Annotated in this window: 23 protein-coding genes; 15 read left to right on the plus strand and 8 right to left on the minus strand. The window is 71.7% G+C overall.

All coding sequences use genetic code 11. The features are described from left to right. Window positions 1-39: 39 nt before the first annotated feature. Together ACFYVL_RS07595 and ACFYVL_RS07600 are read right to left on the minus strand one after the other, a co-directional pair. Window positions 40-558: a 2'-5' RNA ligase family protein gene (locus tag ACFYVL_RS07595; RefSeq protein WP_389241919.1), complete on the minus strand. Its 519-nt coding sequence runs from the start codon at window positions 556-558 to the stop codon at window positions 40-42. Window positions 559-690: 132 nt separating this feature from the next. After that, entirely contained in the window at window positions 691-2,034 is a 1,344-nt protein-coding gene (locus tag ACFYVL_RS07600) for an MFS transporter (RefSeq protein ID WP_389241920.1), read from the minus strand. A gap of 128 nt (window positions 2,035-2,162) precedes the next feature. On the opposite strand from ACFYVL_RS07600, the gene ACFYVL_RS07605 reads away from it, so the two are divergent. Then, entirely contained in the window at window positions 2,163-2,522 is a 360-nt protein-coding gene (locus tag ACFYVL_RS07605) for an ArsR/SmtB family transcription factor (RefSeq protein WP_389241921.1), read from the plus strand. A 110-nt stretch (window positions 2,523-2,632) separates the two neighbouring features. Here the strand turns inward: ACFYVL_RS07605 and htpG are convergent, their stop codons facing one another. The 3 genes from htpG to ACFYVL_RS07620 all read right to left on the minus strand — a co-directional run bounded on the left by htpG (window position 2,633) and on the right by ACFYVL_RS07620 (window position 6,489). Continuing rightward, window positions 2,633-4,552, minus strand: coding sequence for a molecular chaperone HtpG (gene htpG, locus ACFYVL_RS07610; RefSeq protein ID WP_389241922.1), 1,920 nt, complete (start codon window positions 4,550-4,552; stop codon window positions 2,633-2,635). A gap of 132 nt (window positions 4,553-4,684) precedes the next feature. Continuing rightward, window positions 4,685-5,338 carry a type III effector protein gene (locus ACFYVL_RS07615; protein WP_389241923.1) on the minus strand — a complete coding sequence of 218 codons (654 nt, stop codon included), beginning with the start codon at window positions 5,336-5,338 and terminating at the stop codon, window positions 4,685-4,687. A gap of 266 nt (window positions 5,339-5,604) precedes the next feature. Further along, window positions 5,605-6,489, minus strand: coding sequence for an NAD(P)-dependent oxidoreductase (locus ACFYVL_RS07620; RefSeq protein WP_389241924.1), 885 nt, complete (start codon window positions 6,487-6,489; stop codon window positions 5,605-5,607). 49 nt (window positions 6,490-6,538) lie between these two features. On the opposite strand from ACFYVL_RS07620, the gene ACFYVL_RS07625 reads away from it, so the two are divergent. Then, the gene (locus ACFYVL_RS07625; protein ID WP_389241925.1) at window positions 6,539-6,946 is read left to right on the plus strand and encodes a MerR family transcriptional regulator; all 408 of its coding nucleotides are present in this window, start codon (window positions 6,539-6,541) and stop codon (window positions 6,944-6,946) included. A gap of 64 nt (window positions 6,947-7,010) precedes the next feature. Here the strand turns inward: ACFYVL_RS07625 and ACFYVL_RS07630 are convergent, their stop codons facing one another. Further along, window positions 7,011-7,892: an NAD(P)H-binding protein gene (locus tag ACFYVL_RS07630; protein ID WP_389241926.1), complete on the minus strand. Its 882-nt coding sequence runs from the start codon at window positions 7,890-7,892 to the stop codon at window positions 7,011-7,013. Between the two features lie 48 nt (window positions 7,893-7,940). On the opposite strand from ACFYVL_RS07630, the gene ACFYVL_RS07635 reads away from it, so the two are divergent. Then, window positions 7,941-8,312: a MerR family transcriptional regulator gene (locus tag ACFYVL_RS07635; protein ID WP_389241927.1), complete on the plus strand. Its 372-nt coding sequence runs from the start codon at window positions 7,941-7,943 to the stop codon at window positions 8,310-8,312. A gap of 32 nt (window positions 8,313-8,344) precedes the next feature. On the opposite strand, the gene ACFYVL_RS07640 is transcribed toward ACFYVL_RS07635, so the two are convergent. Next, window positions 8,345-9,055 (minus strand): TetR/AcrR family transcriptional regulator, encoded by a 711-nt coding sequence (locus ACFYVL_RS07640; protein WP_389241928.1) that lies wholly within the window; start codon window positions 9,053-9,055, stop codon window positions 8,345-8,347. 173 nt (window positions 9,056-9,228) lie between these two features. On the opposite strand from ACFYVL_RS07640, the gene ACFYVL_RS07645 reads away from it, so the two are divergent. The 11 genes from ACFYVL_RS07645 to ACFYVL_RS07695 all read left to right on the plus strand — a co-directional run bounded on the left by ACFYVL_RS07645 (window position 9,229) and on the right by ACFYVL_RS07695 (window position 19,963). Continuing rightward, the gene (locus ACFYVL_RS07645) at window positions 9,229-10,965 is read left to right on the plus strand and encodes an amidase (RefSeq protein WP_389241929.1); all 1,737 of its coding nucleotides are present in this window, start codon (window positions 9,229-9,231) and stop codon (window positions 10,963-10,965) included. Window positions 10,966-11,083: 118 nt separating this feature from the next. After that, window positions 11,084-11,404 (plus strand): hypothetical protein, encoded by a 321-nt coding sequence (locus tag ACFYVL_RS07650; RefSeq protein WP_389241930.1) that lies wholly within the window; start codon window positions 11,084-11,086, stop codon window positions 11,402-11,404. A gap of 177 nt (window positions 11,405-11,581) precedes the next feature. Beyond that, the gene (locus ACFYVL_RS07655; protein WP_389241931.1) at window positions 11,582-11,755 is read left to right on the plus strand and encodes a hypothetical protein; all 174 of its coding nucleotides are present in this window, start codon (window positions 11,582-11,584) and stop codon (window positions 11,753-11,755) included. Between the two features lie 419 nt (window positions 11,756-12,174). After that, window positions 12,175-12,585 (plus strand): STAS domain-containing protein, encoded by a 411-nt coding sequence (locus ACFYVL_RS07660; protein ID WP_389241932.1) that lies wholly within the window; start codon window positions 12,175-12,177, stop codon window positions 12,583-12,585. A gap of 94 nt (window positions 12,586-12,679) precedes the next feature. Further along, window positions 12,680-13,171 carry a DUF2975 domain-containing protein gene (locus ACFYVL_RS07665; protein ID WP_389241933.1) on the plus strand — a complete coding sequence of 164 codons (492 nt, stop codon included), beginning with the start codon at window positions 12,680-12,682 and terminating at the stop codon, window positions 13,169-13,171. Continuing rightward, complete coding sequence (locus ACFYVL_RS07670; RefSeq protein ID WP_389241934.1) at window positions 13,171-13,392, plus strand: helix-turn-helix domain-containing protein; 222 nt, start codon at window positions 13,171-13,173, stop codon at window positions 13,390-13,392. Before ACFYVL_RS07665 ends, ACFYVL_RS07670 begins: the two co-directional genes overlap by 1 nt. 594 nt (window positions 13,393-13,986) lie before the next feature. Continuing rightward, entirely contained in the window at window positions 13,987-15,546 is a 1,560-nt protein-coding gene (locus ACFYVL_RS07675; RefSeq protein ID WP_389241935.1) for an MFS transporter, read from the plus strand. Window positions 15,547-15,597: 51 nt separating this feature from the next. After that, complete coding sequence (locus ACFYVL_RS07680) at window positions 15,598-16,095, plus strand: FBP domain-containing protein (protein ID WP_389241936.1); 498 nt, start codon at window positions 15,598-15,600, stop codon at window positions 16,093-16,095. A gap of 157 nt (window positions 16,096-16,252) precedes the next feature. After that, window positions 16,253-17,233 carry an alpha/beta fold hydrolase gene (locus ACFYVL_RS07685; RefSeq protein ID WP_389241937.1) on the plus strand — a complete coding sequence of 327 codons (981 nt, stop codon included), beginning with the start codon at window positions 16,253-16,255 and terminating at the stop codon, window positions 17,231-17,233. A 255-nt stretch (window positions 17,234-17,488) separates the two neighbouring features. Continuing rightward, window positions 17,489-18,235, plus strand: a complete 747-nt coding sequence (locus ACFYVL_RS07690) for an aspartate/glutamate racemase family protein (RefSeq protein WP_389241938.1) — start codon at window positions 17,489-17,491, stop codon at window positions 18,233-18,235. 57 nt (window positions 18,236-18,292) lie between these two features. Continuing rightward, window positions 18,293-19,963: a PucR family transcriptional regulator gene (locus ACFYVL_RS07695; RefSeq protein WP_389241939.1), complete on the plus strand. Its 1,671-nt coding sequence runs from the start codon at window positions 18,293-18,295 to the stop codon at window positions 19,961-19,963. 14 nt (window positions 19,964-19,977) lie between these two features. Here the strand turns inward: ACFYVL_RS07695 and ACFYVL_RS07700 are convergent, their stop codons facing one another. After that, window positions 19,978-20,565 (minus strand): isochorismatase family protein, encoded by a 588-nt coding sequence (locus tag ACFYVL_RS07700; protein ID WP_389241940.1) that lies wholly within the window; start codon window positions 20,563-20,565, stop codon window positions 19,978-19,980. Between the two features lie 172 nt (window positions 20,566-20,737). Between ACFYVL_RS07700 and ACFYVL_RS07705 the strand changes: the two genes are divergently transcribed. After that, window positions 20,738-22,063, plus strand: a complete 1,326-nt coding sequence (locus tag ACFYVL_RS07705) for a serine hydrolase domain-containing protein (protein WP_389241941.1) — start codon at window positions 20,738-20,740, stop codon at window positions 22,061-22,063. Window positions 22,064-22,084: the final 21 nt, after the last annotated feature.

The following is a 22,084-nucleotide window of genomic DNA, read 5'->3' on the forward strand; positions in this document are numbered from 1 at the left end:
GGGCGGCAGGCTTCCCGGGGGGGCAGGGGCCAGGGCGGCTCAAGCGGTGAGCGGCAGCTCCGCGACGATCTGCCAGCCCTCGGGCGTGAGGGCGACCACGTGCACGGCGGAGACTTCTGTACGGATCGGCAGGCGGCCGGTTACGCGTCGCGCGATGTCGGCAGCGGTACGGGCGTCCGCGTCCATTGCCACGGTGACGTGCACCCGTGGGTCCGGTCCGAACCGTCCGCCGTACGGCACCTGTTCGGGGAAGGCGGTGCGTACGGAGGAAGCCGCGGCGTGGAGTTCGGGCACCGGGACGCCGACGAACGAACCGGTCAGCTCAACCTCGTCCAGCAGCAGAGGAATCCGCCCGGCTCCCGCTGCGGCTTCCACCAGCGCGGCCCGCAGCCGGTCCAGTTCCGCCGCACCGATTCGATCGGCGGGCAGCCATGGGTAGAGCAGCGCCGCGTGTGCGGGCACACCCGGTCGTACCGTCCGTGCGTCCAGCCGGCCGGCGATCTCCAGCAACGGATCGGCGTCCGGCAGCATCACCAGGACGGCAGTGGTACCCGGCATGGGTATTGTCATCACCCGCTTTCGACGTCGCGGCCCACCGTAACAACCCGCACGCGGAGGCCTCGCGGCCTCGCGTGATCCGCTGCCTCGCGGCCTCGGCGACACCCGGCTGGTCAGGGGCGTCCATCGGCGTCATACAGGTCGGGTGTGCAGAGCGTCGGCGAAGGGGGTGTGGCGGTGGCGCCAGCCCGAGGCGACGCGGGTCGCGCCCGCCAGGTGGGGGTGGCCGTCCGGGAGGTCGGTGTGTTCGTGCTCGACGCCCGTGCGCTGCTGCGACGGCCACAGCCGAGCCGCAAGCAGCGATGCGCCCAGCGCGACGGCGCCCAGCGCCAGCACCGCCGACTGCAGCCCGGCCGCCGCGCCGAGCCAGCCTGCCAGCGGATACGTCAGCAGCCAGCAGCTGTGCGAGAGGGAGAACTGTGCGGCGAACACGGCCGTCCGCTCGGCAGGTGCGGCTTCCCGGCGCAGCAGCCGTCCCGCCGGAGTGAGCACCATCGAGCAGGCCCCGCCGCACAGTGCCCAGGCCGTCAGGAGACCGGGCCAGCGCCAACTCCCGGCGCCGGCCGCGGTGATGAGGCCCAGGCCGGCGAAGAGGAGCGGAAGGAGCAGGGCTCCGCGCAGCATCACCGCTCGGTCGGACAGCCGGTCCAGGACGCCTGGCAGCAGGAGTGCCACGGCCATCGAGCCCGCTCCGTAGGCGCCCAAAGCCCAGGACACGTCGGCTGCGCCACGGCCGAGGTGGTCGCGTACGTAGACGACGGTGTTGACGGTGACCACGGCACCCGCCGCGGCGACCGCCAGGTCGAGGGCGAGCAGGGCGCGCAGCTGCGGGGTGGCGAGGAAGAGGCGCGTGCCCGCGGTGGCCCTGGTGCGGACGCTGCCAGGGTGCGCGGTGGCGGGCGCGGCCGGTTTGGGGAGTGCGGCGCCGATCACCAGTGCCGCCGAGGCGGCGAAGCCGAACACCGTGCCCAGGAAAAGCCAGTTGTAGGTGATCACGGAGAGCAGAGCGGCGGCCAGGGCCGGGCTGAACAGGCTCTCCAGGTCGTAGGCCAGACGGGACAGGGACAGCGCCCGGGTGTAGTCACGCTCGGCAGGCAGCACATCGGGGATCACCGCCTGGAACGTCGGTGTGAACGCCGCCGAGGCGGCCTGCAGCAGGAAGATCAGGACGTACACCTGCCAGACCTGGGTCACGAACGGCAGCAGCAGCGCGACCGCGGCCCGGGTGACGTCCGCACCGACCAGCAGGGTCCGGCGCGGCAGCCGGTCGGCGAGTGCGCCGACGGCCGGGGCGATGGCGACGTAGGCCACCATCTTGATCGCCAGTGCGCTGCCGAGCACCGCACCGGCGCCGTCGCCCGCGATGTCGTACGCGAGCAGACCGAGCGCCACCGTGGCCAGACCTGTGCCCACCAGAGCGACGACCTGAGCGGTGAAGAGACGGCGGTAGACGCGGTTGCGCAGCACGACGAGCACGCGGGAGCACTCCCTGACCGGTGCGAACGGGGCGACGCCTCCACCGTAGTCATCATGTGCACAGCTGCGCACCTATCTAACACAAATGCCCGGGACTGGCTGTTCCGCACCGGCCGTAAGCTGTCGGCATGGCCAAGAGCGAACCCGCACCTGCTGCGACGAGTGCGCATCTGCGGCCCCCCGACAGTGCGCGTCTTCGCGAGGCCACCGAGGTGTTCGCGCTGCTCTCCGACACCACCCGGCTGCACCTGCTGTGGCTGCTCGCGCAGGAGGAGGCGGACGTGGGCTCCCTGACCGAACGGGTCGCCGCCTCCCGCACCGCCGTGAGCCAGCACCTCGCCAAGCTGCGCCTGGCGGGCCTGGTGAACACCCGCCGGCAGGGACGGCACGTGTACTACAGCCTCAGCGACGGCCACCTGCGGCGCCTGGTCATGGAGGCGCTCAGCCACGCCGACCACCGGGTCGGCGGACAGGCCCCGCACGCCTGACGGAGCCCTGGGGTCAGGCACGAGAGACCGCCCGAGCGAAACGCCTGCCTCGGCGTCCCGAACAGGGAGCCGAGGCAGGCGGGTTCATCCGTGCCGAGCCGTGCCCGTGGTTACAGGGCGCGGGTCAGACGGTCGGTGAGCAGCCGGGTGAAGCGGGCCGGGTCGGGCAGCTCGCCCCCTTCGGCGAGCAGCGCGCTGCCGTAGATCAGCTCGGCGATCTCCACCAGTGCCGGGTCGTCGGCGCCCGCGTCGTGCGCCGTGCGCAGGGCGGTGATCAGCGGGTGCGTGGGGTTGAGTTCCAGGATCCGCTTGACGGTGGGAATCTGCTGGCCCATCGCCCGGTACATCTTCTCCAGGGTCGGCGTCACGTCGTGGGCGTCACCGACGATGCATGCCGCCGACGTCGTCAAGCGGGAGGACAGGCGGACCTGCTTGACCTGCTCGGACAGGGCGGTGGTCAGCCACGGCAGCAGGGCCGCGAAGTCCTCCTCGCGCTGGGCCTTGGCGGCGTCGCCCTCCTTGTCGTCGTCGGCGGACTCGTCGAGGTCGACCTGCCCCTTGGCGATGGACTGCAGACGGTGGCCGTCGAAGGCCGGGACCTGGTCCACCCACACCTCGTCGATGGGGTCGGTGAGGATCAGAACCTCGTACCCCTTGGCGGCGAAGGCCTCCATGTGCGGGGAGTTCTCCACCATGGCGCGGCTCTCGCCGGTCAGGTAGTAGATGGTGTCCTGACCGTCCTTCATGCGCTCGACGTACTCGCGCAGCGTGGTGGTCTTCTCCGGGTCGTGCGTGGAGGCCGCCGACACCAGCCCCAGCAGGGCCTCGGCGTTGTCCGTGTCCTCGACCAGACCTTCCTTGAGCGCCCGGCCGAACTGCTCCCACACCTTCGTGTAGCGGTCGGCGTCCTTGGACTGCATGTCCTTGACGGCGCCGAGGACCTTCTTGACCAGGCGCCGCCGCACGCCGCGGATCTGGCGGTCGTGCTGGAGGAGTTCGCGCGAGACGTTCAGCGACAGGTCGTGGGCGTCCACGACACCCTTGACGAAGCGCAGGTAGTTGGGCATGAGCGCTTCGCAGTCGTCCATGATGAACACCCGCTTGACGTACAGCTGCACGCCTCGCTTGGTCTCGCGGGAGAACAGGTCGAAGGGCGCCTGGGAGGGGATGAACAACAGCGCCTCGTACTCGAAGGTGCCTTCGGCGCGCATGTGGATCGTCTCGGCCGGGGGCAGCCAGTCGTGGCTGATCTGCTGGTAGAACTCGTGGTACTCGGCCTCGGTCACCTCGCTGCGCTGCCGGGCCCACAGTGCCTTCATCGAGTTGAGCGTGTCGGTCTCGCGGGTGGTCGTGCCGTCGGCATCGGTGCGATCGCCCTCCATCCGGATGGGCCAGCGGATGAAGTCGGAGTACTGCTTGACGATCTGACGGATCTTCGACTCGGCCAGGTAGTCGGCGAGGCCGTCCTCGCTGTCGGCGGGCTTGAGGTGCAGGATGACCGAGGTGCCCACGGGCAGGCCGTCGACGGCCTGGAGCTCGTAGGTGCCCTCGCCGTCCGATTCCCACTGCGTGCCGGAGTCGGTGCCGGCCCGACGGGTGCGCAGGGTCACCTTGTCGGCGACCATGAACGCCGAGTAGAAGCCGACGCCGAACTGTCCGATCAAGGACTCGGCGGTGGCGGCGTCCTGGGACTCCTTGAGTTTCTCCAGCAGGCCGGCGGTGCCCGACTTGGCGATCGTGCCGATCAGCTCCACCAGGTCGTCCCGGTCCATGCCGATCCCGTTGTCACGGACCGTCAGGGTACGGGCCTCCTTGTCGACCTCCAGGGAGATGTGCAGGTCAGCGGTATCGACCTCGGCGAGGTCGGCATCGGTCAGCGAGGCCAGCCGCAGCTTGTCCAGGGCGTCGGAGGCGTTCGAGATCAGCTCGCGCAGGAAGATGTCCTTGTTCGAGTAGATCGAGTGGATCACCAGCCGGAGCAACTGGCGGGTTTCGGCCTGGAATTCCAGCGTCTCGACGCTGCTGCCCATGAGGGTCTCTTTCTGTGGGAACGTCATGTACGGAGTTGGACTCGGAGGGCCGGGACGGGCAGCGGCCCGTCGTCGGCGTGGTTCGGTTCGGGCCGTGCGGCACCCGCGTGGTGTGACTCCGCACGGCGAGGGTCAGCCGTCATCAGCGGCCTCCGTCGTCGTGCGTCGGTCTTCGAGCGCGTCCAGGCATCCGATGAGGTCGGTGTGGCGGGCGTCGAGGTAGGGGCGGATGCTCGCCAGAGGTGCGATGAGTTCGGCGGCGTCAGCGGCGCCGAGCGCGTCGTGCAGGGCGGCCTGTGCGGAGTGCGCGTCGGGCGCGAGGTGACGGAGTGCGGTGATCTGTCCGGCGACGCGGCGGAGGTCGGCGGCGTGGGCGCGGGCCCAGGTGGCAGTGGCGCGTTCGGCGGCCCTGGCCTGGCGGGTGGCCGTCACGCGCTGCTCGCCGGTGCTGCCGGCGGCACCGGGGCGCCCGCGCAGGTACCGGCGCTCGGCGGCCTGCCGGCTGGCGACTCCAAGAGGACCGGCGAGGTCGGCCCAGCTGGCGCCCGCGGCACGGGCGGTTTCGATCAGGCCGGCCTCCCAGCCGGCGAGTTGCTCGCGCACCTGCCGCAGCAGTATCAGGGAGGCCAGCGCCTGCTCGGGTCCGGGACGGACGGCGTCGGGGATCTCGTGCTGGGCGTCGCGCAGCGCGTCGTCGATGGCGGCGAGGGCCGCCGCAGCGGCGAGGAAGGACGCCGGGCTGTGGGCGTCGGCACCGGTCGTGGACGAAGGGTCGGCTGCGGCCACGAGCACCTCTCCCCCTGTCGGCTCCCCCTGTCATCAGGTCGATGACATCACCATTGTCATCCTCTGGATGACGGGTGACAAGGGTGTCATGCGGCCGAAGCCGTCGGTGACGCCGATGGACGCGTACCACGGAGACACCGCCTGCGCGGGACCTTCGTAGTCGCCGACGTGGTTCGGCCCCGCACCACTACGGTGCGGGGCCGAACCACGCAGCAGAGTCCGCCACTCCCCCGGGCGGTCACTCGGGTACCGGTGCCGGGGACCGGTCAGTCGTTGTGCTGCTTGCCGAACTCCTCTATCAGCACCGGATATTGCTCTCCACCGTGTCCGGCCGCGATCGCCCGGTCGGCCATCGCCTTGAGCAACTTCGGCAGTTCGGCGTTCACCCCCACTGCCTCGCTCTCCTCGATCAGGTGCTCCATCGCCCGCGCATCGGTCTCCAGGGCCGAGACCTCGGCCGGGAAGGCGCCCTTGTCGATCTGCTCCGCGTATCCCGGCAGCCATTCGGCCACACCGGCGGCGATCTGCCGCGCGAACGGCGCGTACGTCGCGGCGTCGACGCCGGCCGTCCTGAGCATGGCGGTGCCCTGGAGCCACGCGTTCAGCACGCTCCACATCATGGCCAGTCCGGCCACGTCGTACAGCGATGCCAGCCCATGGTCCGCGCCCAGGTAGGAGACGGTGCCGAGCGCGCCGAGCGTCGACTCGTGCGTCTGGAAGTCGGCCTGCGGCCCGCTGTGCAGAACGACCGCGTCGGTGGTGCCGATGGCCGACGGAATGGCCATGATGGCGCCGTCCAGGTAGCGGGCACCGCGCTGTTCGGCCCATCGGCCGGCTTCCCTGGCCTGGGCGGAGCTCCCGGAGGTCAGATTGATCAGAGTCGTGCCGTCCAGCTCGGCATCGTCCGCGCCGAGCAGGTCGTACAGGGCCGGGTAGTCGGAGACGCAGATGACCGTCAGCGAACCCGCCTTGAGGGCGTCGCCCACGGTCGGCGCCAACAGAGCCCCCTCGGCCACCAGTTGGTCGGACTTCGAGGCCGTACGGTTCCACACGGTGGTGGGATGCCCTGCCTTCAGGAACGCGCTGGCGAGTGCCCGGCCCATCAGGCCGAGTCCGATGACGGTCACGGGTGTTTCGGTGTTGTTGTTCATGGCAGCATCGTCAACGTTGATACCGGTGTGAAGGTCAAGCGAGGTTGCGATGCGGATCGGGGAGTTGAGCCGTCGGACGGGAGTCCGCACTCATCAATTGCGCTACTACGGAGCCCAGGGACTGCTGGAGGCGGACCGTGGCGCCAACGGCTATCGCGAGTACGACGAGAAGGCCGTACTGCGGGTGAAGCAGATCCGGCACCTGCTCGGTGCGGGGCTGTCCTCCGAGGACATCGCGTACGTGCTGCCGTGCGCGCTCGGAGAGGCCCCGGAACTGCCCGGGTGTCCCGAGTTGCTCACCGCGATGCGGGCACGGCTGCAACGGCTGAACGATCAGATCTCCGATCTCGCCCAGTCCCGCGACGCGCTCACCGCCTACATCGATGCGGCCGAGCGGACGGGCAGCGACAACTATCCGCCCTTTGACGGTGCCGACCTGGAGCCCGTCCCCTCCTGAGCGGCGTGCGCTCCGCCGTAAGGAGTGCGGAACGGTCGTCCGGTACGACCTGCCGCGCGTCGGGTCAGTCGAACTCCGGCGCGTGGTCGGCGGCCCACCGGCTGAAGGGGCCGGCCGGACGGCCGGTGAGGCGCTCCAGGTGATCGGTGACCCGGTGCGACTCCGGCCGCCGCTCCGACGCCGTTACCAGTGCTTCCACGAGTGCCGCGGGGCGTCCGTCCGCCAGCATGCGTGCGCGCGCGGACGCGGCCGGGAGCGTGCGGTAGCGCAGGGGGCGCCGGAGGGCCGCGCCGAGCTGGGCCACCTGGTCGGCGCGGGTGAGGGCGGTGGGGCCCGTGAGCAGGTGCGGCCCGGGGTTGAGGTGCCCGTTCGGTGCCAGCAGCGCGGCCACGACCGCGTCGGCGACGTCCCGTTCGTCGACCACCGCCGTCCGCGCGACGTAGGGGCCGGACACCTCGTCGCCCGCGCGCAGTTGTGCCGCCCAGCCGCGCGCGTTGGACGCGAGGGTGTCGCTGCGCAGCACCACGGGACGCAGACCGGCGTCGCGCAGCAGGACTTCCATGTCCGCGTGCACCTGGACGATGGGGTCGCTCTGCCGCGGGGCACTGTCGTCGATCGCGGTCGACGACAGGTAAACCACCCGGGGCGCCGCAGCACCGAGTTCCTTGACGACCTCATGGGCCGGCGCGGAGTCGAGGAGGGGCCAGATCAGGAACACGGCGTCCACGCCGGGCAGCGCCCCGCGCACATCGGCGGGATCCGTGAGGTCACCGGCCACCCAGTCCACTCCCGGACGCGGTGCGGGCCGTCCGCGCACGAGGCAGCGCACGTGCACGTCGCGCTCCACCAGGCGGTCGACGACCGCACGGCCGAGGTTGCCGGTCGCGCCGGTGAGAAGGATCGAGGGACGGTTCAGGGGGCCCGTGGGGGCGACGGTGTCAGGCATGATCGGGACGCTAGGGGTTCATGTCGGCATGAAGGCAAGGGGCGTGTGATGCGGACGATCGGCGAAGTGGCCGCGGAACTCGGGGTCGAAGCCCATGTGCTGCGTCACTGGGAACAGGTGGGAGCCCTCGCGGTCGGCCGTGACGGCAACGGCTACCGCAGCTACGACGACACCGCGGTCGAGCAGGCCCGCACCGTGCTCAAACTGCGGCGCGTGGGGCTCTCGCTTCCCGAGGTGGTCGCCGCCATGGCACCGAAGAAGGCCGCGGCGCAGACGGTGGTGCGGGCGAAGATCGCGGCGCTTGAGGAGGAGATCGCCCGGAGCCAACAGGCGATCACCTTTCTGCGGCACACCGCCGAGTGCCGCCATCGCTATCTCGACGACTGTCCGGACTGCGCGAGCTTCGTCCGGGAGAACTGAACCTCCGCCGGCTGCGGTTCCGCCCCGTGGCGTCAGCCCCGGGCCGGGGGAATCAGTTCACGTTCCAGAGCGGCCAGCGCGAACGCGTGCGCGGAGGTGTGCTGCCAGCGGGACCGTCCGAACATCACGTCCTCGGAGAGGCCGCTCAGCAGCGCCACGGACCGGACGGTGAACTCGGGCAGGTCCACGTCCGCGAAGTGCCCCAGGTCCATGCCCTCGCGCAGGATCGCGTCCAGGCGCTCGTCCCAGCCGTCCAGCAGCTCGGTGAGTACGTGTCGGCCCGCTTCGTCGTGGCGCTGGGCCAGGACCTGCGTCCACAGTGCGTAGCGTTCGTCGCCCTGGTGGCGGGGCAGGTAGGAGCGGACGAACAGGTCCAGCTTCTCGGCCGGGGACGCGGCCCCCTCGCAGGCCTGCTGGAGGCGGTTCCAGAGGTCCGCCTGGCTCCAGGCCAGGACCTCCAGCAGGAGCCGGTCCTTCTTGCCGAAGTGGTACAGGATGTGCCCGGTACTCATCCCGGCCCGCGCCGCGATGTCCGACATCCGCACGCCCGCGGTGCCCTTCTCAGCGATGAGGCCGATGGCCGCCCGCATCGCCCGCCCGCGCGCCTCGTCCCCGCTGGGCTGGCGCTTCCGGTCGACCGGCACCCGGGCGGCCGGGGCGGTCCCGGCGTCCACCGGTCCGAGCACGCCGCCCGACGGGAGGGGGCGGTCGGGGCGCGCGGGTCCGGTCTCTGACGTCGGCATGGGCTCACTTTCGGTTCCGGAAATCCAGACCCCAAGTCTAGGTTCCGCGAACCTAGACCCCTAGTCTAGACTGAAAATCTAGTCAGGACGATGGGGGCGTGACTGCCGTGTGCGCGCGCCGCCCCGACGGCCGGCGGCCCGTCCGCACGGCCCACCACCCAGGAGACACCCACATGACGCGCGGATTCGATGTCGTGGAGACCTGTATCGCCGACCTGCGCGCCGCGCTGGAGAAGGGCGAGGTCACCGCGGTCGGCCTGCTGAACGCCTACCTCGCCCGCATCGAGGCCTACGACCGGCCCGGCACGCCCACCGCCCTCAACGCCATGGTCGTGACGAACCCCCACGCCCACGCGGAGGCGGAGGCCTCCGACGCCCGTCGCGCCCGCGGCGAGACCCTCGGCCCGCTGGACGGCATCCCGTACACCGCCAAGGACAGCTTCCTCGCGAAGGGCCTGACGGCCGCGGCCGGCTCCCCCGCGTTCGAGCACCTCGTCGCGCAGCGCGACGCCTTCGCCATCGAGCGGCTGCGTGCCGTCGGCGCCGTCCTCATCGGCCTGACCAACATGCCGCCGATGGCGAACGGCGGCATGCAGCGCGGTGTGTACGGCCGTGCGGAGAGCCCGTACAGCGCCGACTGGCTCACCAGCGCCTACGGCTCCGGCTCCTCCAACGGCTCCGGTACGGCGACCGCGGCGTCCTTCGGCGCGTTCGGCCTCGGCGAGGAGACCTGGTCCTCGGGCCGGGCCCCCGCCTCGAACAACGCCCTGTGCGCCTACACGCCCAGCCGCGGCGTGATCTCGGTCCGCGGCAACTGGCCGCTCGTACCGACCATGGACGTCGTCGTCCCGCACACCCGCACCATGTCCGACCTGCTGGAACTCCTCGACGTCATCGTCGCCGACGACCCGGAGGCGCGCGGGGACCTGTGGCGCGCACAGCCGTGGCTGCCGCTGCCCTCCCCCTCGCAGGTACGTCCCGCCTCCTACCCGGCCCTCGCCCCCGCCGGCCCCGGCGCGGCATCCGCGGCGCTCGCCGGCAGGCGCGTCGGCGTGCCCCGCATGTACATCAACGCCGACCCCGACGCCGGAACGAACCCCGACGGTGGCATCGGCGGCCAGACCGGCCGGCGCATCGACACGCGCCCCTCGGTGATCACCCTGTGGGAGGCCGCCCGCCGCGATCTTGAGGCCGCGGGCGCCGAGGTGGTCGAGGTCGACTTCCCCGTGGTGAGCAATTACGAGTCCGACCGCCCCGGAGCGCCCTCGCTGTTCACCCGCGGACTGGTCACCCGCGAGTACCTCACCTTCGAGATCGAGGACCTGTCCGCCTGGGCCTGGGACGACTTCCTGCGTGCGAACGGCGACCCGGCCCTGCCCACCCTGGCCGACGTCGACGGCGCCCGCATCTGGCCCAAGCGGGAGGGCGAACTACCCGACCGCTACGACGGATTCGACGACACCATCGACGACTACCCGCGCATCGTGCGCGAGCGCCCGTACGCCTCCCTCACCGACATGCCGCACCTCGCACAGGGCCTGCGCGGGCTTGAGGAGACGCGCCGCGTCGACCTGGAGCAGTGGATGGACGGACTGGGCCTGGACGCGGTGGTCTTCCCCGCGGTCGCCGACGTCGGCCCCGCCGACATGGACGTCCGGGCCGCCTCTGCCGACCTCGGCTGGCGCAACGGCGTCTGGGTGGCCAACGGCAATCTGGTCCCCCGCCACCTCGGCATCCCCACGGTGACCGTCCCCATGGGCACCATGACGGACACCGGCATGCCCGTCGGCCTGACCTTCGCGGGCCGCGCCTATGACGACAACGCCCTCCTGGCGCTCGCCGCGGCCTTCGAGCACACCGGCGACCGCCGCACGGAACCGCCGCGCACCCCGCGCCTGCCGGCCGAGTGAGCCCGGTGAACTGAAGGGCCGTACCGGGGGCCGGCGCAAGCATCGGTTACGAGGCGCGACGCGGGGCAGCCCGTGAAATGGCTGGTGGCGGGCGGGGTCCCGGTGCGACGCTGGGGGCATGCCTCGACGGATCATGTTCGTACAGCTGAAGACGGGTTACGACACCGACCGTGGTCCCTCCTGGATCGGGTGGGTGGACTTCTCCAAGACCTGGGGGACCGCGTACTTCCACGGGCGGACGCTGCGCCGTGCGGGCTGGTTGTCCGATGCGAACTTCTACGACCTGGAGACCAACGAGGAGTTCTGGGTCTCGGGGCCGAAGCGGGACCGTACCGACACCCGCTACGGCCCCTCGGCCCCCACGATCGAGCCGGACGCCGCCGATGACTACCACGCCTTCCTGGACGGCTCACCGTTGCCGGGGCGGGAGAACGGCTAGGCAGGTGGGCGTTCGGTGCGGTGCGGGGTGATCTGAGGGACGGCTGCTGGGAGTTGTTCGCACCGGTCCTCTCGTGTCCTCTGGTGGCCGCACGCTCGCTCGTCGTCAGACGGTCCGGCCTGCCTCGTCGAAGTCGGTGGAGGCCGACAGCTCGGACCATGTCCGCTCCGCCACCCGGTGGTCGGCCCGCTCACCCTCCACTACGAGTCGCTCACCCTGCCCGCCGACCCGGACCAGCGCCTGAGCGTCTACACCGCCGAGGCGGGCTCCCGCTCGGAAGAAGCGCTTCGGCTGCTGGCCGAACGGACACGGCAACCCGAGAGCGGGGCTCAGCCGGCACGCGGAGCTTGAGCCGCCCGCCCGTCCGCCGCGGGCGACGGGGCCGCGGAGGCTGCGCTTGCGGCGCTTGGGATCGTCGCGCTGCACCGCCCCGGACTCGCGGTCCTCGGTGGCAGCGGCCTACGCGGCAAAGGGACCGCGGCCCTGCTCCCTCCCGTGACCGTCCCCGCCGGCCACCTGAGCCGGAACGCGCCCCCTCACCACCCGACTGCCGTGAGAACGCGCCTGGTTGGAGCGTATTTTGCGTCCGACCGGTGTTGCTCTTGGCCCCGGCTGGGGTATCAAGTTCCGTAACGACCGCGTCCCCCCTCGCTCCCGGCCCGCGGTCCTGCTTCTTCTCGCGCGTGTTACGTCATCGCCCCAGACCCCGGTGGTTCCTGCCCCGTCCCGACCCGGCCCCAGGAGAGGGCCGCCGCACGAAGGATGCCGCCATGACCTACGGCGCTCCGCCCGCCACCGGGCACCTGCACACCTACCGGGCCCACGGTCACACCGTGGTCGAACTCCGCGGCGACATCGACATCGCAGCCGCCCAGTTCGTCCTGCCCCACCTCGACGTGGTGAGCGCACCCCCCGAGACGCTGCTCGTCGTCGATCTCACCCCGGTCACCTTCTTCGACTGCTCGGGCCTCGCCCTGCTCTGCCGCACCCACCGCCGCGTCCACGAGCGCGGCGGCCAGCTCCTGGTGGTCTGCCCCCACCCGCTCATCCTGAAAATCATGGGCATCCTCGACCTCACCGAACACTTCCGCCCCGCGCCCACCCTCCACGCCGCCCTCCGCCGGCCCGGCCCCGTGCCGGGAGCGCACCAGGATGTCCGTACCGGCGAGAGAACGAACTGAGGCGGTCGCCGACACCGCCGACCCTCCGGCCGAACGCTGCTACGCTTATCGAAATTCGATAGATTCCTATCGCAGTTCGATGGAGGGACGTGTCATGGGAAAGGCGACGGTACGCGCACTGCACGCGGTGCTCGCGCTGGTGCTGACCGGCACCGTGTTCGTACAGGCACTGATGGTGTGGGCACTGGTCAGCGGGAACGATCCGGAGGACGGGTCGCTCCCACTGACCCCTCTGCGCCTGATCACCATCGTGGGGATAGGGACGGTCCAGACGGCCCTGGTCTGTGTGTGGCGGCTGGCGACGATGGTGCGGCGCGGGACCGTGTTCTCCCATGCCGCCTTCCGGTACGTGGACGTCATCATCGGCGCCGTCGTCGCCGCCGCTCTCGTGTGGTTCGCCGTCACGGCCGTGAACGCACCCGGCCAGCGGGAGGATCCGGGCGTCACCCTCATCATGGGCGGCATCGGTGTGGCCGTCCTGGGGGTCGCGCTCATCGTGCTCGTGCTGCGGATGCTGCTCGCCCAGGCCGTCGCCCGCGACGTCGAAGCGTCGCGGATGCGGGCCGAGTTGAACGAGGTCATCTGATGCCGATCGTCGTCGACATCGACGTCATGCTGGCCAGGCGGAAGATGTCCGTGGGCGAACTCGCCGACCGCGTGGGCATCACACCCGCCAATCTGGCGGTCCTCAAGAACGGCCGCGCCAAGGCCGTGCGCTTCTCCACGCTCGCCGCGCTCTGCGAGGTGCTCAAGTGCCAGCCGGGCGACCTGCTCCGCTGGGAGCCCGAGGACATCGCGGGCGAATGAAGCGCGCCGGCCGACGACCGCACCGGCAGCCGCAAATAATTCCGGTCGCGCGGCGGCGCCGATGGGGTAGCCTGTCCGGGATTTCACGCGGCAGGTCCTCTGCCGCCCCACTCGGCGCGCTCGGCGTCGACACGCACCGCGTGCCCTGCCCGGAAGGAGGCGAGAGACATGGACCGTGCCAAATGCGTTGCGGCCATAGTTGCCTCCGGCCGTGTGCCCTCCCTCCTCTGCGGCGCGCGGTAACTCTTCCCCCTTCCTGTTTCTTGTCTTCGGCATCTTTCTGAGCTGCCGCGTCACGAGACGTCCTGGCCCGCGCGGTTCATCGCCGCGCCGGCCGCGGGGGCGCGCGCCCGAAGACGGGCCCTTCTCCTGCTGTGCACCGTGATCCCGGCACGCTCCGGCCCACGGTCGGCAGGAGCACCGGCGTGAGTGTCACGCGGCTGGTGAGGCAGGCCCCGGGTGCTGTCCGCGGTTCCCGCTGCCCTCTCGCCATGCCGTGTCCCCGTGCTGCGTACACCGGCCCGTCGTCACCACTGCGACCGTCCCTGGCCGGCTGCCCCGGCAGCACTTCGACACGAAACATGCGTGATCGCCATGAGCAAGAAACGTCCCCGAGGACAATCCCTCCCGTCCGACCCCTCCACTGCCACCGGTCGTTCCCCGGTCCACGCGAATCCCGCCGCGATTCCGACTCCGGCACCGGCGTCGGCACCGGACCCGAAGCGCTGGTGGGCGCTGGCCGTCATCGCCCTCGCCCAGCTGATGGTGATCCTCGACGGCACCATCGTGAACATCGCGCTGCCCTCCGCACAGCGCGCACTCGGCATGTCGGACGCCGACCGGCAGTGGGTGATCACCGCCTACACGCTGGCCTTCGGCGGGCTGCTGCTGCTCGGCGGCCGGATCGCCGATCTGGTGGGCCGCAAGCGCACCTTCGTCATCGGCCTGGCCGGGTTCGCCGCGGCCTCCGCGCTGGGCGGCGCGGCGGGCGGTCCCGGAATGCTGTTCGCGGCGCGCGCCCTGCAGGGTGCGTTCGCGGCGGTCCTGGCGCCCTCGGCCCTGTCGCTGCTGACGACGACGTTCACCGATCCCAAGGAGCGGGCCAGGGCGTTCGGGGTCTACGGTGCGCTGGCCGGCGGCGGCAGCGCGGTCGGGCTGATCGTGGGCGGTCTGCTGACCGAGTACCTGAACTGGCGCTGGGCCCTGTACGTCAACGTGCCCATCGCGCTGGCCGCCCTGCTCGGCGCACCTGCCTTCCTGCGCGACCGCTCCGGCCGTCCGGGCGGGCGCCTGGACGTGCCGGGCGCCCTGCTGGGCTGCGCCGGGCTCGTCGCGCTCGTGTACGGCTTCAGCGAGGCCGGACCGCGCGGCTGGACCAGCCCGTCGGTGCTCGCACTGCTGGGCGCCGGTGTGGTCCTGCTCGCCGGCTTCGTGTGGTGGCAGAGCCGCGCGAAGAGCCCGCTGCTGCCGCTGCGCATCCTCCAGGACCGCGTGCGGGCCGGATCGCTCGCGACGATGGGCCTGGCCACCATCGGCATGTTCGGTGTCTTCCTGTTCCTCACCTACTACCTGCAGGTCGTCCTCGGCTACCCGCCGGTGCGGACGGGACTGGCCTTCGTGCCGATCTCGGCCGGAATCGCCATCGCCTCGACCCAGATCGCGGCCCGCCTGCTGCCCCGCACGGGGCCGCGCGCCTTGATGTCGTCCGGAATGGTGCTGGCCGCCGTCGGCATGGTGCTGCTCAGCAGGCTGACCGTGCACGCGCAGTACCTCCCGCACGTGCTGCCCGCCCTGCTGCTGCTCGGTCTGGGCATGGGATTGACCTTCATGCCGGTCTACGCGACGGCCACCGCGGGCGTGCCCGCGCAGGACGCCGGTGTGGCCTCGGCGGTCGTCAACACCGTTCAGCAGATGGGCGCTTCGCTGGGCACCGTACTGCTCAACACCGTCGCCACCGGTGCCACCAGCCGTTACGTCGACTCGCATCCGCACGATCCGGCCCACGGCGGCGCGGTCCTCGACGAAGGCATGGTGCACGGCTTCTCCGTCGCCTACTGGTGCTCGGCGGGCGTTCTGCTGCTCGCCGCCCTGGTGGCGGGCCTCACCGTACGGCGCGGGACGCCGAAGCAGACCGGGCACGACGCAGCGGCCTAGAGCCGGAGCCGTGTCCCACCCTCGTACACCTCACTTCCAGAAGGACTCTTCATGAAGCCCCTGACCGAGCACGACATCCGCACCTCGTTCGTCAACTGCTCGAAGGGCGAGGCCAAACGCCTCCCCCTGCCCAAGGACCTGGCGGACCTCGACCACTGGGACGACCTGGACTTCCTGGGCTGGTTCGACCTGTCCGCGCCCGACCGCAGGTACCTCGTCGTCGAACGCGCCGGGGAAACCGTCGGCCTGTCCATGCGCTCCGTCTCCGGCAACCGCGGCTTCCTGCGCCGGAGTCTGTGCACGCTGTGCCTGACCACGCATCCCGGCAGCGGCGTCTCCCTCATGACCGCCCCCAAGGCCGGCCGGGCCGGCCGCGAAGGCAACTCGGTGGGCCTCTACATCTGTTCGGACCTGGACTGCTCGTTGTACGTGCGGGGCAGGAAGAAGGCGGCACCGGGCGCGCGCATGGAGGAGTCCCTCACGGTCGAGCAGCAGATCGAGCGCCTGCGCGGCAACCTCGACGCGTTCGTGGAGCGGATCTTCCACTGAGCTGTCCGCTGAGCTGTCTTCTCCTGAGCTGTCTTCCACTGAGCCATGGGGGCTCGACGGCCGTCGCCGCCGGGCCCCCGCCCCCTCCTTGAACCGCCGCGGTGCCGTCACGGACCATGAGTGGCATCAGTACGGGCTGCTCGGAGGGGGCCTTGAGGTGGAGCGCGCCACACGCATGATCCGGCTCGCGGCCGGGCCGGTGGAGTACCGGCTGGACAGACGCGGTCCGCGCGCCGTGCTGATGCTGCACGGCGGGCACATGCGTGCCGGGATGCCCCTGGGCGAGGACGTGTTCGCCCGCGCCGACTGCACGGTCCTGGCAGCCTCGCGCCCCGGCTACGGCCGCACTCCGCTGAATACCGGCACATCCCCCGACGGGTTCGCCGACGTACTCGCCGAACTGTGCGCCGCCCTCGGCCTGCCCACCGTCGCCGCCGTCGTCGGCCAGTCGGCGGGAGGGCCGACCGCGGTGGCCATGGCCGTACGTCATCCCGGCGTGGTGCGGCGCCTCGTCCTGCAGAGCGCCGTCGGTCCGGTGCCCTGGCCCGACCGCCGCACCCGCCTGGGCGGCAGCCTGCTCTTCGCCCCCCGCACCGAGGCGGTGACCTGGGCACTGGTCCACGCCATGACCCGGCGCACACCCCGCCTCGCGCTGCGGTTGCTCCTGCCGGAACTGACGTCCCGCCCCGTCGCCGAGCTGCTCGGCAGCCTCAGCGCCACCCAACGCGCCTGGCTCCTGGACCTGTTCGGGCACATGCGGTCCGGCCCGGGATTCCGCAACGACCTGCGCGTGCTGGCCGCACCCGGCCGCAGCGTGCACCTGGCCGCCCTGGCCGCCCGGGTCCCCCAGCCCACCCTGGTGATCGCCACCCCGCACGACGGGTCGGTCAGCTACGCCCACGCCGAATCGCTGGCCCACACCATCCCCAACGCCCACCTGCTCGCGGGCAACGCGCCCAGCCACATGATCTGGATCGGCGACGACTACCCGGTCCTCGCCGCCGCCATCACCGATTTCCTCGCCGAGGAGGTGGACGCCCCGGCCAAGGGCGTCGAGGCGGAAAAGGGCTCCTGCCCGGAGAAGGGTCTCTACCAGGGGCAGGACTTCCGGCCGGGGAATCCCGAAGCGTCCACGTAGCGAGGGCCGAAAGTGCCGGGCCACGGCGGGGCCCGGCCGGCGCCGGCTCCATTCCCTGGTGGACCACCCCAATTCCGACGCCCGGTTTTGGCCCGTGCGACGAGCTCTCGGGTTCGGCGGCGGAGCACGATTCAGGTGATCTCCGCCGAGCCCTGGAAGGGTGTTTCCCTTGAGCGATCCCCACTTCTGGCTGCCACTTCTCCGCGTGCCCGTCCTCCGCCGTGCGGCTACCGTCCGATGCGGCAGGGAGGGGCTGTGAGACGGAGCCGGCCCGCGCTGGGCATCCTCGGGGGGATGGGCCCGTTGGCCACGGCCGACTTCTACCGCAGGCTCGTCACACGTACACCGGCCGACTGCGACCAGGGGCACCTGCCGGTGCTGATGTGGGCCGACCCGGCCGTGCCCGACCGGAGCGCCGCGCTGCTGGGCCGGGGGCCTTCCCCGGTACCGGCTCTCGTGGAGGGCGCGCGCTGGCTGAAGCGGGCGGGCGCCCGCTGCGTGGTGGTCCCGTGCAACACCGCGCACGCCTACGTCGAGCAGGTGTCGAAGGCCGCCGGGGTCGAGGTGCTGGACATGATCCGGGCGGCGCTGCGGGCCGCCGCGGACACCGCGCCGGGCGTGCACCGGGTGGGAGTCCTCGCCACGCCGGGGACCCGCGCGGCAGCCCTCTACGAGCGCGCCGGTGCCCGTCTCGGTATCGACGTGCTCCAGGTCTCCGCCCGCCTTCAGAGCTCTTGTGTCGATCCGGCGATCCGTGCGGTCAAGGGCGGGGCCGATCCTGCCGTGGCGCAGCAGCGGATCGCCACGGCCGCCGCCGCCCTGAAGGAGCACGGCGCGCAGGTCGTCATCGCCGCGTGTACGGAGATCCCACTGATCAGTGGGGCGGCGGCACGCATCGTCCCGGTGGTGGACTCCACCGACGCCCTGGTCGACGCCGCGCTGTCCCGGCTGTGGCAGCCGCCCCCGGCGAGGGAGGTTCGTACCGGCCGACGGATCGCCTGAGGTGTCCTCGTCGTCCCGTACGACTTCGCGGGCCCTTGCCGGTCCTAGTCTGCGGAGATGATCAGGCACCTCACGACGCACCCCGCGCGGAGCCTCGGCCGTGTGCTCGGGGAACTCGGCCCCACCCTCCTGGACCTGTTGTACGGCGATGCCGAGGGGGCCGTCGAGATCGGCGGCGTGGGCATCCACGACCCGTACGACGAGCAGCACTACCCGCCGCACGCGATCGTGCTCGGCAACGGGGTCCAGGGGGCCGGGCACATCGCCGAGCTGCTGTACGGCCTTCGGGCCCACGCGGCGGCGGCGCTGGTCGTCAGGGGACCGGTTCCGGACCCGGCCGGTCTGGAGCGGGCGGTGGAGGAGTCCGGTGTGGCTCTGCTGGCGCTGACGCCCGGGGCCTCGTGGGCCCAGCTGGCGGCGATGCTGCGCACGTTGCTGTCCGAGGGGGACGTCGGCGAAGCCGGGGAGAACACCTTGGGCGGTGTGCCGTCCGGGGACCTGTTCGCGCTGGCCAACGCCGTCGCCACGTTGCTGGACGCGCCCGTCACCATCGAGGACCGCCGCTCCCGGATTCTGGCCTTCTCCGGCGGGCAGGACACGGCCGACGCGCCCCGGGTGGCGAGCATCCTCGCCCGGCAGGTGCCCGACCGCTATCTGCGCCTCCACGAGGAGCACGGCGTCTTCAAGGAGCTGTACCGCGGCAAGGGACTCGTACGGGTGCCGGCGCCGACCCTGGGGAAGGAGGTGGCGCTGCCGCGGGTCGCGGTGGCGGTGCGCGCCGGGGACGAGTTCCTCGGCTCGGTGTGGGCGGCGGTGCGCACCCCGCTGACCGCGGAGCGCGAAGCGGCGTTCGTGGAGGCGGCCCAGCTGGTCGCCCTGCACATGCTGCGCTTCAGGGCCGGCACCGACGCCGAGTACCGGCTGCGTGCCGACCTCGTGGCGACCGCGCTGGAAGGCGGCGCCGGGGCCATCGCCGCGCTCGGCCGCCTGGGTCTGACCGACGAGCCCACCCTCGTCATGGCCATGGGCCTGCCCACCGGGGACGGTGCGGACCACGCCCATGTCACCGCCGAGCACCAACGGCTGGCGACGGCCCTGGCCGTGCATCTCAGTGCGGTGCAGCCGCGGTCCGCCGTCGCCCTGCTGGGCGAGGTGGCGTACGCGTTGTTCCCGGTGCCTGCCGACGCGGGCCGTGCACGGGAGCGGGCCGTGCAGGTCGCCTCGGACTTCCTCCGGCGCACCGGCGGCCGGGCGGGGGCCGTGGTCGGGATCGGTTCGGTGGCCGCCGAGCCGGCCGTGCTCGCCCGCTCCCGGGCCAATGCCGACCGGGCGCTACGGGTGCTGGCCGGCCGGCGGGGCGGCGAGCGCGTCGCGGCGATCTCCGACGTGTACGTCGATGCCCTCCTGCTGGAGATGCGGGATCTGGCCCTCGGCAACCGCGACGAGCTGTCCGGGCCGCTCGCCCGGCTCGTCGCCTACGACGCCGCGCACAACGCCCGCTTGGTGGAGACGCTGCGCGCCTGGCTGGACGCGTTCGGGGATGTCGTCGCCGCCTCGGCCGGCATGTTCGTCCATCCCAACACCTTCCGGTACCGCATCCGCCGGGTGACGGAGGTGGGCGGGATCGATCTGCGGGATGCCTCGGCCCGGTTCGCCGCGATGCTTCAGCTGCGTCTGATGGACAGCGACCGCGCGGCCCGCCCCGAGAGGGTGGGGCCGGGCGGATGAGGGGTCCGCTGCTCTCAGAGGCGGACGCCGGGAGGTACGGGCAGTTCGGCGTGGGTGTCGTGGAAGGTGTCCGCGTACGCGATGGTGCGCGTCCAGTCGTAGAACAGTTCCTTGGCGGACAGCATCTCGATGCCCTGGCCGGTCAGGCGTCGCAGGCCGCGTTCGTGTGCCGGTCCCGGCGAGTAGGCGGCGTCGTCCACGACCACCACGCGCTTGCCCGCGTCGTGCAGTTGGATCGCGGAGTGGGCGACGCAGATGTCGGTCTCGATGCCGACCAGGACCGTGGTGGTCCGGCCGGTGGCTTCGAGCGCGGCGGCGATGTCGGGGTTGTCCCACACGGCGAAGGCGTTCTTCGGCAGCGTGACCGCCTTCGCGGGGAGCGCCTCGCGGATCTCCGGAACCGTGTGTCCGCCGGCGGCGGGGTCCTCCTCGGTCACCACGACGGGAATGTTCAGCCGGTCGGCCACCTGGGCGATCCAGGCGATGCGCCGCACCACGTCGTGGAACCGCTGCCGGTCCACGTCGAGCCGCGTGGGCGGGTAGAAGTTGCTCTGCACATCGATGATCACCAGTGCGGAGTCGTCACGGTCGATCAGCGGCATCTTGTCTCCTCGGGGGTTCCAGGGTGACCCCACCGTAGGAACCGGGCCGCGTCCCCAAGTGGTCCGTGCGTCCAAGCCGTGCCCCACGAGTTCGTAGCGGCGGACCAACCGTGGCCGGTCCGGGCCTGCCTAGGCTGCGGGACCGAGTTCCACCAACCTGCGGAGGGTGTGCGTGAAGGGCGACACGGAGCACTGGGCGAACCGTCTGGCGGCGCTGGCAGCCGCGTCCGAAGTGCCGGGCGCGAGCCTGGCGTTCCGGTCGGGCGGGAAGCTGTACGAGTGCGCCACCGGTGTGCTCAACACCGCCACGGGCGCCGCCGTGCGCACCGACTCGCTGTTCCAGATCGGCTCGATCACCAAGGTCTGGACGGCGACCCAGCTGATGCTCCTGGTCGAACAGGGCCGCGTCACCCTGGACACGGCCGTGGCCGAGGTGCTGCCCGGCTTCCGGGTCGGCGACCGGCGGGCGACCGGGATGATCACCCTGCGGCATCTGCTCACCCACACCTCCGGGATCGACGGTGACCTCTTCGTGGACACCGGCCGCGGCGACGACTGCCTGGCGCGCTACGTCGAGGCGTGCGCCGGCCTGGAGCAGACGTTCCCGGTCGGGGACTCGCACTCGTACTGCAACGCGGGCTTCGTCATCGCCGGCCGGGTCGTCGAACAGCTCACCGGCCAGGTCTGGGACCGGGCGCTGCGCGAGCAGATCTGTGCGCCGCTGGGCCTGACGCACACCTGGACGCTGCCCGAGGACGTCCTGCGGTTCAGCGCCGCCGTGGGCCACGGCGACGACGGGAGCGTCGTGCCCGCGTGGGGGCTGCCGCGGTCGATCGGCCCGGCCGGGCTCGTCTGCGCCACCGCCGCGGACGTGGTCGCGTTCGGCCGTGCCCACCTCACCCCCGGGGCCCTGCTCGCCGACCCGGCCGCCCTGCGCGTACCGCAGGTCGACGTGCCCAATCCGCACTGCGGTGGGCGGCAGTGGGGCATCGGCTGGAGCCTGGAGGAGTGGGAAGGCCACGAGGTGGTGGCCCACACCGGGGACACCCTCGGCCAGCACGCCGCGCTGTGGGTGCTGCCCGGACTGGACACCGTCGTCGCCGTGCTGGTCAACGGGGGTCGCAGCGCGGAGTTCCAGCACCGGATCATCAGTGAAGTCCTGCTGGACCTGCACGAGCTGCCGGTTCCGGAGCCGTTGGGTCCGCCGCCCGAGCCGGTGCACGTCGACGTGGAAGCGTTCACCGGCACCTACGAACGTGCGGGCAGCAGGATCCGGGTGACCGCCCAGGCGGGCGGTCTGCGTCTGCGTACCGAACCGACCGGACACCTGGCCTCTCTCGCGCAGCCGCGGACGCTGGAACTCACCGCGGTCGACGCCACCACCTTCGTTGGCCGCGCCGACGGCGACCCGGTGTGGGACGCGGTGGTGTTCGAGAACCGCCCCGGCGGCACGTCCTATCTGCACCACAGCGGCCGCGCGACCCCCAAGACCGGCTGACGCCGCGCCATCGATCGGAGC

It is taken from the genome of Streptomyces sp. NPDC004111, from assembly GCF_042874215.1.
GTDB lineage: Bacteria > Actinomycetota > Actinomycetes > Streptomycetales > Streptomycetaceae > Streptomyces.